General features: G+C 69.5%; 10 protein-coding genes. 3 read left to right on the top strand and 7 right to left on the bottom strand.

Annotation, left to right across the window (positions count from 1 at the left end):
• Nucleotides 1–39 precede the first annotated feature (39 nt).
• Nucleotides 40–1,035: a glycosyltransferase gene (locus BLS25_RS00745; RefSeq protein ID WP_074694099.1), complete on the top strand. Its 996-nt coding sequence runs from the start codon at nt 40–42 to the stop codon at nt 1,033–1,035.
• Nucleotides 1,036–1,053: 18 nt separating this feature from the next.
• Here BLS25_RS00745 and BLS25_RS00750 read toward each other — a convergent pair whose 3' ends face one another.
• The 5 genes from BLS25_RS00750 to BLS25_RS16775 are packed head-to-tail and all read right to left on the bottom strand — an operon-like array spanning nt 1,054 to nt 7,717.
• Nucleotides 1,054–2,286, bottom strand: coding sequence for a lipopolysaccharide biosynthesis protein (locus BLS25_RS00750; RefSeq protein ID WP_074694100.1), 1,233 nt, complete (start codon nt 2,284–2,286; stop codon nt 1,054–1,056).
• Nucleotides 2,283–3,410: a glycosyltransferase family 4 protein gene (locus BLS25_RS00755; protein ID WP_074694101.1), complete on the bottom strand. Its 1,128-nt coding sequence runs from the start codon at nt 3,408–3,410 to the stop codon at nt 2,283–2,285. Before BLS25_RS00755 ends, BLS25_RS00750 begins: the two co-directional genes overlap by 4 nt.
• Nucleotides 3,410–4,606, bottom strand: coding sequence for a glycosyltransferase family 2 protein (locus tag BLS25_RS00760; RefSeq protein WP_081349635.1), 1,197 nt, complete (start codon nt 4,604–4,606; stop codon nt 3,410–3,412). The genes BLS25_RS00755 and BLS25_RS00760 overlap by 1 nt, the downstream gene beginning before the upstream one ends.
• A complete protein-coding gene (locus BLS25_RS00765; protein WP_074694102.1) occupies nt 4,603–5,799 on the bottom strand; it encodes a glycosyltransferase family 4 protein in 1,197 nt (398 codons plus the stop codon). Before BLS25_RS00765 ends, BLS25_RS00760 begins: the two co-directional genes overlap by 4 nt.
• A 1-nt stretch (nt 5,800) precedes the next feature.
• The gene (locus BLS25_RS16775) at nt 5,801–7,717 is read right to left on the bottom strand and encodes a DUF6541 family protein (RefSeq protein ID WP_074694103.1); all 1,917 of its coding nucleotides are present in this window, start codon (nt 7,715–7,717) and stop codon (nt 5,801–5,803) included.
• Nucleotides 7,718–7,884: 167 nt separating this feature from the next.
• On the opposite strand from BLS25_RS16775, the gene glf reads away from it, so the two are divergent.
• Both glf and BLS25_RS00780 read left to right on the top strand, forming a co-directional pair.
• Nucleotides 7,885–9,021 (top strand): UDP-galactopyranose mutase, encoded by a 1,137-nt coding sequence (gene glf, locus BLS25_RS00775; protein ID WP_056226837.1) that lies wholly within the window; start codon nt 7,885–7,887, stop codon nt 9,019–9,021.
• A gap of 7 nt (nt 9,022–9,028) precedes the next feature.
• Nucleotides 9,029–11,071: an acyltransferase family protein gene (locus tag BLS25_RS00780; RefSeq protein ID WP_056226840.1), complete on the top strand. Its 2,043-nt coding sequence runs from the start codon at nt 9,029–9,031 to the stop codon at nt 11,069–11,071.
• Between the two features lie 45 nt (nt 11,072–11,116).
• Here the strand turns inward: BLS25_RS00780 and BLS25_RS00785 are convergent, their stop codons facing one another.
• Together BLS25_RS00785 and BLS25_RS00790 are read right to left on the bottom strand one after the other, a co-directional pair.
• Nucleotides 11,117–12,088 carry a glycosyltransferase family 2 protein gene (locus BLS25_RS00785; RefSeq protein ID WP_056226842.1) on the bottom strand — a complete coding sequence of 324 codons (972 nt, stop codon included), beginning with the start codon at nt 12,086–12,088 and terminating at the stop codon, nt 11,117–11,119.
• The gene (locus tag BLS25_RS00790; protein ID WP_056226844.1) at nt 12,085–13,998 is read right to left on the bottom strand and encodes a glycosyltransferase; all 1,914 of its coding nucleotides are present in this window, start codon (nt 13,996–13,998) and stop codon (nt 12,085–12,087) included. The genes BLS25_RS00785 and BLS25_RS00790 overlap by 4 nt, the downstream gene beginning before the upstream one ends.
• Between the last annotated feature and the right edge of the window lie 7 nt (nt 13,999–14,005).

Genomic DNA, 14,005 nt, shown 5'->3' on the forward strand with positions numbered 1-14,005 from the left:
GGTCGATAGCATGGACAGGTCCTCCCGACGCTCTTCGCCATGACTGAACCCGAATCCGCCCCCGCTCCCGGCTACGTCGTGCTCGCAGCGTACCGACCGCCTGAGGAGCTCTTCACCCGTCAGCTCCGCTCCATTCAGGCGCAGACGCTCTCGGACTTCCGGTGCGTCATCGTCGCGGACGGCGGTGCCGACGACGTTCGGGCCACGATGCGGCAGGCGGTCGGAGACGACGAACGCTTCGAGATCGCCGGTTTCGATGAACGCGTCGGTTTCTACGCGAACTTCGAACGCGGCCTCGCCCAGGTTCCCGCCGATGCCCCCTGGGTCGCTCTGAGCGATCAAGACGACGAATGGATGCCGGACAAGCTCGCCGTCCTGGTCCCGGCCCTCGATCACGCGGCTCTGGTCAGCGGCCAAGCGCGCGTGGTGACGTATCCCGACGGGGTCGTGGTGGCGGCATCCACTCATCGACGATCGGTGTCCGCTCCGGCCCTCGTCCTCGAGAACCAATTTTCGGGAGCGCTCTGCGTGTTCCGTGGATCGTTGCTGCAGACGGCGCTGCCGTTCCCGCGTTACCACGGGCCCGCGCAGGTGCACGACCACTGGCTCGCCGTCTGCGCCGCGGTCACGGGGGGCCTCGGTGTGGTCGATCGGGTGGTGCAGGACTATGTCCAGCATTCCTCGAACGTGCTCGGCGAGGCGGATGCCGCTCGCCTCGGGTGGCGGCAGACGCTGCGCCGTCGGCGCGATGCCGTTCGGGCCGAGACCGACGCGCGCGGTCTGCGCGCCGTCGCGCGGTCGCTGTACACGGTGAACGCGGGGTGGGCCGAAGCGATGGTCGACACGGTGGCCGCGCGCGTCGACGACGAACGGGCACTCCGGCTCGCGGCCGCCTTCGGTGCGCGTCGACGACGCGGACGCACTCTGCGCACGGTGGTTGCCGGGGCGCGGCGCGGCGAGATCAGTCTTCGGACCGCCGTCGTGCACCTCGTCGGTCGTACGGCGTGGACCCTCACCGGGGGACGGCGTAGCTGAGCCCCGGCGGTCCGGGTCTCAGGCGCCGGCGACGAGTGCGCGCTGGCGGAGGATCTCCTTCGTCGCCGCGATGCCGACGATGGTCAGGACGACCACCTCGGACGCAGCCAGCCCCCACACCACCGCGGTCGCACCGACGGTGGCGCCGAGCAGAGCCATGACGGGGAGACCGACGCACGCCGACGAGATGATCGCCGCGAGGACGACGCGGTTGCGATTCGCAGGCACGAGGACGTTGCGGATGAGCGGCGTGGTCAGCGAGATGATGAGGTAGGTCACCCCGTACGCCGGGAACATCGAGGGCGGCGGCGCGACCGCGGACCCGAGGAACGCCGCGGTCAGCCACGGGCCGAGGAGGACCAACACCAACAGCCCCACGATGCCGACGACGAAGTGGAGTGCGAGCGCCACGAGGTGTCGCCGCGTGCGCCCCTGTTCCCATGCTGCCTCGAGGACCCACTTCTGCAGGGTGTTGCCGACGATGAGGATCGCGGTCAGGCCGACGCGATAGAGCTTGTCGGCCGAGGTGAGTTCGGCGGCCGCCTGCGTACCCACGAGTCCCTGGGTGATCGGCACGGGGGCGGTCGTGTAGCTGCCGCCCAACCCGTCTGCGCTCGCGAGGGGGAGGTTCTGCCGGAAGCTCCGGCCGATACCGGGCAGATGGAACGGTGGGACGACCCGGCCGAACAGGTGCATGTGGAGGGCGGCAAGACCCACGAGGGTTCCGATGATCATGAGGAGCGGGTACGCCACGATCTGGCCGGTCAGCTGCATCACGAGCGCGCTACCCGCGGTGAACACCGCCATCGGGATCGCCTCGAACCACAGGACCATCCGTGCGCGACCCGTGCCCACGGCATACCACGACATGGTGAGTCCGGTGAGACCTGTCGCCAACACCACGAGCGCGGCGACCCCGCCGAAGGCCCCGCCGACGAGAGTCGCGGCGATCCACGCCGTCACCCCGCCCACGACCGCGAAGACGGCCAGACGCGACCAGAAGCTGTGCGCATAGACGTCGCGGCGGGCGTCGTCGTGTTCGGCCATCGCGATGCGCGCACCGCCGGCGACGTTCCATCCGTAGCTCGAGATCATCGCGAGCAGGCTGCCGAGCGCCTGGCCTGTGCCGATCGCCGCCCACCCCTCGGCTCCCTGGATGCGGGCCGCGATGGGCAGCACGAGCAGCGGCACGACGGCGACGATCATCGGCGCCGTACCGAAGCCGATCAGGCGGGCGAGAAGAACCTTCACCGGGCACGCTCCGCCAGAACGCGATCGAGCACTCCCGCGGTCGCCTCGGCGGCGGCATCCCACGTGAACCGCGACGCCCACCGCTGCGCGTCCGCCCGCGCGACGTCATCGACGGGGGCCCGCAGCGCCGCCGTGATCGCGGCGCCGAAGGTGTCGGCATCTCGGGCATCGGCGTAGCGGGCAGCGTCGCCACCGACCTCCCGCAGGACGGGGACATCGTGGGCGAGAACGGGAACGCGTCGGCGCAGCGCATCGACCACCGGCAGGCCGAAGCCCTCGGCGAGAGACGGGCAGACGTAGAGATCGGCGCGCTGATAGAGCGCCTCGAGCTGGTCGTCGGTGACCCAGCCGGGCAGGATCACGTCGCGCTCCAGGCCCAGTCGGACGACGTCGTCGGCGAGCGGGTCGGGCAGCTTGCTGCCGACGATGACGGTCATCGGGCGTTCGGCGGGCGCGATGGTCGCGAGGGCGCGGAGCAGCCCCGGGAAGTTCTTGTGCGGCATGCGGTTGCCGACGCTGAGCACGACCGGGCGATCCGCGGGCAGTGCCAGAGCCGACAGGATGCCGCCCGGTGCGGCGACCGGAGCCGGCTCCGAGCTGCCGTTGTGCACGACCGCGATGCGCGAGGCGGGAACGCCGAGGAAGCGCCCGATGCTGTCGGCGGCGGCGTGCGAGACCGTCACGACTCGGTCGGCCGTCTGCGCCGAACGACGCATGAGGAGAGAGGTCGCACTCCGCTGCGCCCGCTGGGCGAGACCGCCGGGCACCTCGTCGTAGATCGCGTCGTGCACCGTGACGACCCGGGGGACACCGCGGAAGACGGGACCGAAGTTCGCCGGCGCCCACACGAGATCGGCGCGCCCCCGCCGAGCGAGCAGATCGGTCGCCGCGACCGCGCCCAGGGCCCACGTCGCCGGGTCGGAACCCACCCACGACACCGTCTGCACGCGGCCGGGGAAGAACGCCGACACGCGGTCGGTGCCATCGCGCCCGGTGAGCGCGGCGAAGCGCGTGTCGGGCAGGAGAGCGGCTATACGGGGGAGCAGCTCGCGGACGTAGGTTTCGGTGCCCCCGCGCGAGCCGGTGAATCCCAGGAGGTCGACGAGGACGCGGCGCGCGGCCATCAGCTCTCGATGACGGCTTCGGGGCGCTGCTCGCGCCGGGGCGTGGTCAGCACGCCCGAGAAGAAGCTCATCATCGCCGTCTGGAAACCGAGGATGATCAGCAACGCGCTCGGCACGGCGATGCGCACGGCCTGCGCGGCGTTCTGCGCACCGAAGTCGAGATTGCCCCACAGGGCTACCTGGACGATGCCGATGATGATGCCGAGGAAGAACAGACCCACACCGATCAGCAGGCCGCGCTCCGCCGACCACTTCGCCACGATGCGTCGGTATCTCTCGCTCGTGGGCAGGAATCCTTCCTGCGTGGCGTAGAGCTTGGTCAGCCAGAAGAACAGCAGGGATTGGAACCCGATCACGCACAGGGCGCTCGCGTAGACCATGGTCGTGACGTCGAAGCCCACGCCCCCGACGCGGATGCCGCCGAAAGCGAGCACCCCCACCGCGATCGCGCCGAAGAAGAAGGCGACCAGCCCCGGGTAGACGAAGAGCCACCGGGGGGCGAAGAGCAGAAGGAAGCGAAGGTGGCGCCACCCGTCGTGCCAGCTGCGCAGGTGCGGCGGACGCGAGCGCCCGTCCTTCTTAAGTGTCGTCGGCACCTCTTCGATGCGGAAGCGGGCCAGCGAGGCGCGCACCACCATCTCGGAGGCGAACTCCATTCCCGTGGTCTGCAGGTCGAGCTCGCGGATGCGCGCGCGGTTGAAGCCGCGCAGGCCGCAGTGGAAGTCGCGGATGCCCGGCTTGAAGAACAGCTCGCCGATGAACGAGAGCACCGGGTTGCCGAGGTACTTGTGCAGCGGGGGCATGGCACCCGGCTCGATGCCGCCGCGGAACCGGTTGCCCATGACGAGGTCGGCGCCCGCGCGCAGGCGCTCGACGAACGGCTCGAGGTTCTCGAAGTCGTAGCTGTCGTCAGCGTCCGCCATGATGATGTACCGACCGCGGGCCGTCTCGATGCCGTTGATGAGCGCGGCACCGTAGCCACGGCGCGGGGCGTGCGAGACCCGCGCACCGAGACCCTCGGCGAGGGCCTGCGAGCCGTCCGTGCTCCCGTTGTCGGAGATGAGGATCTCACCCTGGATGCCGCTGCGCTCGAGGAAGCCCTGCGCCTTGCGGATGCAGACCTCCAGCGTCTCCACCTCGTTGAGGCAGGGCATGAGGATCGTCAACTCGAGGTCGGACGGTGCGGGAGTTGTCACGGGCTGTCTTCTTTCGTCTTCACCGTGGCGGGGCTCGGCAGCGGCAGTGCCGAGAGGATGCCTTCCACGGTGCGGCGGATGGTTCGGGTGCCGACGGCGGTGTCGTACCAGGCGCGCGAAGAGCGGCGCAGGTCGTCACTTCCGTCGGCGACGTCCCGGATGGCCCGGGCGAGGTCGGCGGGGCGAGTGGTGGGCGAGACGACGCCGTTGACGCCGTCTTCGATGAGTTCGGTGGCGGCGTTGCCCTCGTCGGCGACGAGGACGACGGGGGTGCCGTGCGCGTTCGCCTCGACGACGACGAGACCGTACCCCTCGCGGCGCGAGGGGTTCGCGAGGGCGAGGGCGCCGTGCATGAGGCGGTCCAGCTCGGCGTCGGACACGAAGCCGGGGAAGTCGGTCCACGACTCCCCGCCCACGCGGTGGACTTCGGCCCGGACGGCCTCGGAGCTGGGACCGGTGCCGAGAATCACGAGGCGCAGGTCGGGAATGTGCTCGCGGGCCGCGGCGATCGCGGCGGGGAGGACGTCCACGCGCTTGTCGGGGATGTGTCGGCCGGCATAGAGGACGTAGGGCGGAATGGCGGCCGGCGATGGGACCCCCACCTCGACGGCGCCGTCGATCAGTCCGGGACTGACCAGAGGGGCGCGACGCAGCCCCTCACGTCTCAGACGGGTGGCCGAGAGCTGCGAGTGGCAGGTGGCCAGCGGTGTGATCGCTATGGCGACGCGCTGAAGGGCCCAGGCGATGGTCCCGGTGACGAGACCCGAATACTCGATCCACTGACGTCGATGCCACACCTCGAGGTAGTCCACGACGAGGCGCGTGCCCGAACCGAGCAGGGCCAGTCGGGCGGCGAACACGTTGAAGATCGGGAGACCGCTCACGATGACGGCCGCGTAGCGACGGCGGCGACGCGTCAGCGCACCGAACAGTCCTGCCGCGTATCGAAGCGCAGCGGGGATTCGCCGCACTCCGTCGGAAGAGTAGAGCGAAAGGCGACCGGTGACCGGCACGATCCGGAAACGGTCCTCGCGCGGAGCGGCCCCGACCCACTGCACAGCGGTCAGGTAGTCGACGTCGAGACCCGCGCGCCCCAGCTCGTCGGCGAAAGCGCGGTACTGCCGCTCTCCACCACCTGTGGAATAGGGGAACAGGCAGTCGTACGCGACTGCCACGGTCGAGGCGCGCGACACCTCAGCACCCCTCGATGCGGAACAGTCGCGCCTCGGGACCCTGGGAGTCCACGAGCACGAGATGCGTGCCGGGGGTGAGGTCTTGGATGCCGCTGTACGCCGCCGCGCCCGCTGGATCGATAACGTCCTGCGTGCCGAAGTCGAGCACGTAGTCGATGCCCAGCTCGTCGACGGTGCGGCACACGGCCGGATCGGAGTCGATGTCGCGCAGGTGTGTGTTGAGGAAGAGCAACTCGGGAGAGGGGTTTCCGAAGACGTGCTTCTGAGTGACCTGGCGATCGGCGAAGGCCAGAGCGAGCGAGGCTCCGGTGCGAGGGCTGCCGGCGATGAGGGCGTCTGCGGGTGTCTCGTCGTCGAGACGCTCGAGCAGGGCCTCTTCGTCGGACGAGAGGATGAGCGAGCTGTCGGTGTATGCGTACGCTTCGTGCACCTGACTCAAGGCGATGCGCACATTGGGGCCGATCGCGACGGAGAACACGGCGGCGATTCCGACGACGACGGCACCGATGCGCGCCCACGCCGGCACACGGCGCGCACGGACGGCGGCCCGGAGGAGGTCGACGACCGCCAGGGCTCCGAGCGTGGCGACCGGAATGGCCACCAGGGGGAGCAGCGCGGCGAGTCGGTTGGAGTCGTTGTACCACGGGTTCGTGAGCAGCTGACGCAGGGGACTGTCGATGCGCAGACCCGAGGCGACGGCGAACAGCACCACGGCGACGGCGAAAGGCGCCAGCACCGGGAGCAGGCGCGGGCGGCGCGCAACGGCGATGAAGCCCGCGATGAGCAACAACGAGGCGACCACGGTGGGTGTGAACCCGCGGGGTGCGGCGAACAGCCCCTCGCCGAGCGACTGCGACAGCTGCTGCCAGGGGGCCCAGCCCGAGTGCTCGGCTCCCGTGCGGAAGACCGCGACGGTACCCGCCATCGCGACGGCGAAGGCGGCGGTGGAGACCACCAGCCCGACGACGGCACCGCGGGTGCGTTCGGTGACCGCCCGCACGGCGAAGGTCGTGATCACGGCGGCCGCCGCGAAGAACAGCAGGCTCAGGAAGGCATTCGGGTGGCCGAGGAAGGTTCCCCCCGCCAGGAGGGCCACGAGCAGTGCCGACCGCACGAGGGCGGGCGCGCCCCGCTCGGGCAGCATCGTCACGATGACCGCGAGGGCGGCGGGGAGCATCGCGTAGCCCACCAGGTTCGGGTACAGGACGCCCCAGTTGAAGAACAGGGCGGGGAAGGCACCGAACCCCGTCGACAAGGCTGCGGACACGACATACGCCGTTCGGCGCTGGGCGAAGAACGCCCCGGCTAGAGCCATCACCGAAGCCGGCCAGAGGATCGACACGATCGCCAGGTTGGAACCGTTCACCGCGACAGGGACGGACGCCCCCGTCAGCTCGGCGCCGAGCGTGGTGAGAGCGTGCCAAGCGTTGGGGTAGAAGCCGATGTCGGAGGTGGAGCCGATCTGGAACGGCGATGCGCTGCCGTTCTGAAGGCCGAGCGCGATCGCGTTCAGGTGGACGATGTTGTCGAAGCGCTGCGCGATGTTGCCCGGGGCGCCGAAGGCCCGGGCGAACATGACAGCGCTGACGAGGGCTGTCGCGGCGAGGGCGAGGAGCGCGACCAGACCGGTACGGCGCCGGGTGGGTGCCGCGTCGACCCCGGCGAAGCGACGCAGCACGAGCGCGATGCCGACGACCACGAGAGTGACCAGAGCCAGGGGGATGACGTTCCAACGCAGACCCACGAGGGGGGCGACGGATGCCGCGGCCGCGGCGATCGTGACCGAGATCGCCGGAGCGAGCAGAAGTCGCTGAGGGCTGCGCCACCCCCATCCCGCCACGACCACGGCGAAGCCGGGGATGATCAGGACGGCGGCGACCGCGAGGTACGCCGGAATCGCGCTGATCCAGTCACCCATGCAATTCCGTCTCCGTCTGCGGCCGTTTCGACATGCCATCGTATCGGACGGTCTCTGCGGGGCCCCTGAGCGCGGCCGCCGAGGCTCGGATGCGCCCCGGGTAGTATCGACCGGACGTCTCCCGCGGGGTCGTGCCCCATCTCTCGACACGAAAGACGCTGCTTCCCATGGACCTCCTCATCGTCGGCTCAGGCTTCTTCGGCCTCACCATCGCCGAGCGCGCGGCCGCCGCGGGTCGCAAGGTGACCGTCATCGACCGGCGTCATCACATCGGCGGAAACGCCTACTCGGCGAACGAGCCCGAAACGGGCATCGAGGTGCACCAGTACGGTGCCCACCTCTTCCACACCTCCAACCCGACGGTGTGGGAGTACGTCAACCGTTTCACCCAGTTCACCGACTATGTGCACCGCGTGTACACGACGCACAAGAACGTCGTCTTCCCCCTGCCGATCAACCTCGGCACCATCAACCAGTTCTTCCAGGCCGCCTACACCCCCGACCAGGCGCGTGCGCTCGTGCACGAGCTCGCGGGGGAGTTCGAGGCGAAGGATGCCGCCAACCTCGAAGAGCGCGGGATCGCCCTGATCGGTCGCCCCCTGTACGAGGCGTTCATCCGCGATTACACCGCGAAGCAGTGGCAGACCGACCCGAAGGATCTGCCCGCCGAGGTGATCTCGCGTCTGCCCGTCCGCTACACCTACGACAACCGCTACTTCAACGACACGTGGGAGGGCCTCCCCGTCGACGGCTACACCGCCTGGTTGGAGCGCATGGCGGATCACCCGAACATCGACGTGAAGCTCTCGACCGACTACTTCGACGAGTCGCAGCCGTTGAACAAGAAGGCGACCGTCGGACAGGTGCCCGTGGTCTACACCGGACCGGTGGACCGCTACTTCGACTACGCCGAGGGCGAGCTGTCGTGGCGCACGCTCGACTTCGAGCAGGAGGTCCTGCCGATCGGCGACTTCCAGGGCACCAGCGTGATGAACTACGCCGACGCCGACGTGCCGTACACCCGCATCCACGAGTTCAAGCACTTCCACCCCGAGCGTGCCGACCGCTATCCGACCGACAAGACGGTCGTCGTGCGCGAGTACTCGCGCTTCGCGACGCGCGCGGACGAGCCGTACTACCCGGTCAACACCGCCGACGACCGCGCCGGCCTGCTCGCTTATCGCGAGCTGACCAAGGGGGAACGGGACGTGCACTTCGGCGGTCGTCTCGGCACATACCAGTACCTCGACATGCACATGGCGATCGGTTCCGCCCTCTCGATGTGGAACAACCAGCTCGCGTGACGTCGTCGTGCATCTGACCCTCGGGTCGCCCACCCGCCCCGTGCCCCTCGAGCGGCCGGCGGAGGGGCGTTGGGCGTACCGTCGCGACATCGACGGGCTGCGCGCCGTCGCGATCCTCCTGGTGGTGTCGTACCACGTCTGGTTCGGGCGGGTCTCGGGCGGCGTCGACGTCTTCTTGATGCTGTCGGCGTTCTTCCTCACCCGCGGATTCGTCCGTCGGATGGCGGGCCCGGCTCCGGTCCGCCCGATCCGACACCTGCTCGGTGTGTTCCGCCGCCTGCTCCCGGCGGCAGCCGTGACCCTGGTCGGCATCCTGGCCGTGGTGTGGGCGGTATATCCCGAGGCGATGCGGCGTTCGGTCGCCGAGCAGGCGTGGGCATCGCTCGGGTACGTGCAGAACTGGCTGCTGGCATCCGAGTCAGTGGACTACTACGCCCGCACCGACGTCCCGAGCCCGCTCCAGCATTTCTGGTCGATGTCGGTGCAGGGGCAGGCCTTCGTGCTGTGGGTGCTCCTGCTCTGGGGCTGCCAGATCGTGGTCCGGCGTCGCGGATGGTCCCCCGACCGCGTGGTCGGTGTGGTCTTCGGCGCGGTGTTTGCGATCTCGTTCGTCTACTCCGTCGTCCGCACCGCCTCGGCTCAGCAGCTGGCGTACTTCGACACGGGGGCGCGGCTGTGGGAGTTCGCCGCGGGGTCGCTGGTGGTCGTCGCCCTGCCCCACGTGCGTCTCGGGAAGGTGGCGCGCACGCTCGTGGGGTGGGCCGGGCTGGTCGGCCTGCTCGTCCTCGGCGCCGTGCTCGACGTCCAGGGCGGGTTCCCCGGGTTCCTCGCCCTGTGGCCCGTGCTGTGCGCGGCGGCGATCGTGGTGTCGGGCTCGGGCGAGACCGGCCGGTTCTCGCTCGCCGCGCTGCTTTCTTCGCGTCCGCTGCAGGCGATCGGTCGCGACGCGTACGCGCTGTATCTGGTCCACTGGCCGATCCTGGTCACCTTTCTGATCGTCAACGGCCGCACCGAGGTGGGCCTGGTCGGTGGGGCGGGGATTATCGCGCTCTCGCTGCTGCTCGCTCGCGTTCTGACGTGGGCCGTCGACCGTCCCGTCCGCGCGTGGCGACGCGGCAACAGCTCCCCACTGGTGCCGGTCGCGGTTCTCGCGGTCGCTGTCGCGATCGTCGCCGTTCCGGTCGGCACCTGGCAGACCGCGACGTGGGTGCAGGAGCGAGCGATCGAGGCGAGGGCGCTGCAGGCCAATCCCGGGGCGGCAGTCCTCCGCGATCCTTCGCTGGCCAGGACTCCCGCCGATGCCCCGCTGCTTCCACTGCCGTCCCTCATCGACGACGAGTGGGTCCATCTGGACCGCGAGTGCTCGGCGGAGTGGGCGAATGACATCGAGGAGTTGCGGGGGACCTGCTCCGAGACCACCGGCACACCTCGGGCTCGTCACACGGTCGCCGTGATCGGGGACTCGCACGCTCAACAGATCACGAGCGCCCTGCTTCCGGTGGCCGAGGCGAACGGATGGGGCGTGGTCTTCCTCATCAAGGGTGGATGCTCGATGGGGCTCGACGAGCCGGGAATGGACGAGCGGTGCGACGGGTGGCGCGAGGCGGCGATCGAGCTCGTCGAACGGGTGCGGCCCGATGCGGCGTTGACCGTGGTGACCCGATCTGACGCCGGCGAGGACGACGAGCGTTTGCGTCCGGGCATCGAACGCTTCCTGGACCGGATGGACGGCGCAGGGGTGCAGGTGCTGGGGGTGCGCGACAACCCGCGCTTCGCGTTCAACATGTACGACTGCGTCGTCGCATCGGAAGACCCGCTCGACTGCGCGGTTCCGCGGTCGGCGTCGCTCGCCGACCGGAACCCCGCCGACGATCTCGACCGCGCCGGTCTTCACCTTCTCGACCTCACGCCGTGGATCTGCCCCGACGACCTCTGCGTCGGTGTGATCGGGAACGTCGCGGTCTACCGCGACGACAATCACCTGAGCCGCCTCTACGCACGCACGTTGAGCCCGTCGCTGGCCGAGCAGCTCCCGGGCACGATCGGCTGAGCGGGGCGCGCAAGAGCGTGCCCCGCGTCGAGCCGCGCGATCGGTTCAGCTGACCGGCTGCGACTGCTCCAGCGGCGGCATGGGCTTCCACGACGCGTCGTGCAGGATGCGCCGGCCGTCACGGAGTCCGCGGAAGAGGTGGCTCGTGCCGGTGATCTTGCGCTCGACGACGACGAGGCGGATGAGTTCCTTGACGAAGGTGAGCGTCGTCCCGAGGGTGAAGGGCAGCGCGCGGTAGACGCCGAGCGCGCGGTAGTACTTCTGCAGGTAGGCGCGGTTGCGCATGATGTAGTACCGGTACGCGTCGCTCGAGGCGTTCATGTGCCGGATGCCCATGTCCCACTGCTTGATCTCGCGCGTGCGACGCAGCACGAACTCGTTCACGATGACCGACGGCGTCTGACGCGAGGCCAACCACCCGTAGAGCTGGTCGTCCCAGTAGATGAAGAAGCGCGGATCGGGGAGGCCGATCTTGGCCACGATGTCGCGGTGGATGAACATGCCCTCGAAGCAGCCCGAGTTCATCGGCTTGAAGCCGGAGTCGTCGAACTCCGCCGGAGCGAAGGGGATGGGGATCGCCATCGACTCGGCCACCCGGTACTGCCAGTAGAACTCGCTGCCGTCGTAGTCGTACCGGCGGCCCTGGATGCTGCGGAAGCGGGGGGTCCAGTGGCCCATGCGGGCGAGCCCGTCGGTGACCACCTCGACGTCGTCGTCCATGAGCCAGATCCACTCGGACCCGAGTTCGTAGGCGACGCGCATGCCCTCGCTGAAGCCTCCGGAACCACCGGTGTTCGTGTCGAGGCGGCGGTAGACCAGTTCGGTGGGCAGGCGGTCGCGGAACGACTCGACCACCGCGGTCGTGTCGTCGGTCGAGGCGTTGTCGATCACGACGAGGCGACCGGGCGCCGGGTCCATGCGCTCGATGCTCTCAAGCAACCGCGTCAGCAGGTGCGTGCGGTTGTAGGTGACCACGACGATCGTCGCGGTCTTCGGGTCGAACGGGGCCGTGGTCACGGACGCTCCTCGAAGGTCGCGCGCCAGTTGGCCTCGGAGACGAGGTCGGGCAGGGCGCGGCGGTACTGACGGGACAGGCGGGGCCATTCGCGCTGGAGGCGGCGGTGCAGCTTCCAGCTGTCGATGAGCATGCGGCGGAACATCGCGCGATCGCGCGTGTAGATGTTCTTGCCCGACCCGTCGGCGGCGCTCACGAGAGCGCTGTCGAAGCGCGGCACGCGCCACCAGTGCGCGTCGCCCTTGCCGAACTCGACCTCGGGCTGCGCGACGTTCTCGGGCTTGGGGGTGTGGAACCAGTGCGACACCAGCGTCCGCGCCGTGAAGGTGCGCAGCGACAGGCCGGTCGGGCTGTCGAACTCGTGCTTCTTGAGCAGCTTGAAGACCTGGCGGCCGCGACGCGAGCGCAGCGGGACGCCGGAGTCCTTGTGCACGACGGTCTCGGCGTGCTTCTTCGCCACCAGCCGGGCCTCGGGCATGGCGGTGGCGAGGTTCGCGCGCATGTGATCGGGACCCGACAGGACGTCGCGCAGGGCGCGGTGACGCAGCTCGACGGGGTAGTACTGCATCATCATGAGGTGCTTGAGGTCGACGCGACGGCTGTGGCGGATCAGCGTCCCGCCCAGCGACGATCGCGAGTGCAGGAGGGCGGCGACGATGCGGTTGCGCGCGTGGAAGTACGCCTGCCAGTCGATCGAGTCGTCCTTGCCCAGCCACGACACGTGCCAGAGCGCGACACCGGGCATGGAGACCGTGGGGTAGCCGGCATCCCGAGCCCGGACGCAGAACTCCGCGTCGTCCCACTTGATGAAGGCGGGGAGCGACAGGCCGATCTCGCGCAGGATGCTGGTGGGGATGAGGCACATCCACCAGCCGTTGTAGTCGGCGTCGAGCCGCATGTGCAGCAGGGGGCTCTGGCGCAGGTTGGCGACGCTGAAGTCGTGGGGGAGGCGCTCCTGGTACAGCGCGCGCCACATGAAGGGGGCGTCGTCGACGACCTCGGCCCACGCGTGCAGCTTGGGCCGGTCGAGCAGGTCGAACATGTGGGCGCCGACGATCGTGGGCACCGAGGCGTACCGTCCGAACACCACGGAGCGGCGGATCGACTCCGGCTCGATGCGCACGTCGTCGTCGAGCAGCTGCACGAAGTCGCTGCCCTCGCGGGCGAGGGTCTCGACCATGGCGCGGGCGAAGCCGCCGGAGCCGCCGAGGTTGGGCTGACGCAGCACCTGGAGAGTGTCGCCGAGACGCTCGGCCACCTCCGGGTAGGCGTCCTGCGCCTCGACCAGGTCGGTGCCCTGGTCGATGATGAACACCCGGTCGACGACGTCGAGGACGTCGGGCGCGTCGGCGAGGGCCTTCAGCGTCTCGACGCAGTAGTCGGGTTTGTTGTAGGTCGTGACGCCGATGCTCGCCTTGCCGCCGCGGACCGGCTCTTGCTCGGTGGTCCATTCGGCGCCCTCGAACATGGCGTCCGCGCGGTCGGCGGCGACGTCGAACCAGATCCAGCCGCCGTCGCTGTACTGATCGAGGACGAGGTCGAACGAGGTGGCGACGGCATCGCCGTGCACCTCACGGGTCTCGATGCGCTGCTTGGTGCCGCCGCCGTTCGAGCGGTACACGAGCACCGTGGCGTCGCCCGAGGTGTGCACCGTGAGGCGGACCTGGCGCACGGCCGTCCAGTGCTGCCAGTACGAGGCGGGGAAGGCGTTGAAGTACGTGCCGAACGACACGCGTCGACCCGCGACGATGCGGGCGCGGTGGCGATCGAGGATGTTGCTGAGCTGGGCGACGTTGGTGACCCGCACCGGTTCCTCGTCGATGGTCGACCACGTCTCGGGGTCGACGTACAACGGGAGGAGGTCGGGGTCGCGGTCGAGCGGCAGCACGGCGTTCTGCAGGGTGTACGTCACGAAGAGA

The sequence above is a fragment of the Microbacterium testaceum StLB037 genome, from assembly GCF_900104345.1.
GTDB classification, from domain to species: Bacteria; Actinomycetota; Actinomycetes; order Actinomycetales; family Microbacteriaceae; genus Microbacterium; species Microbacterium testaceum_A.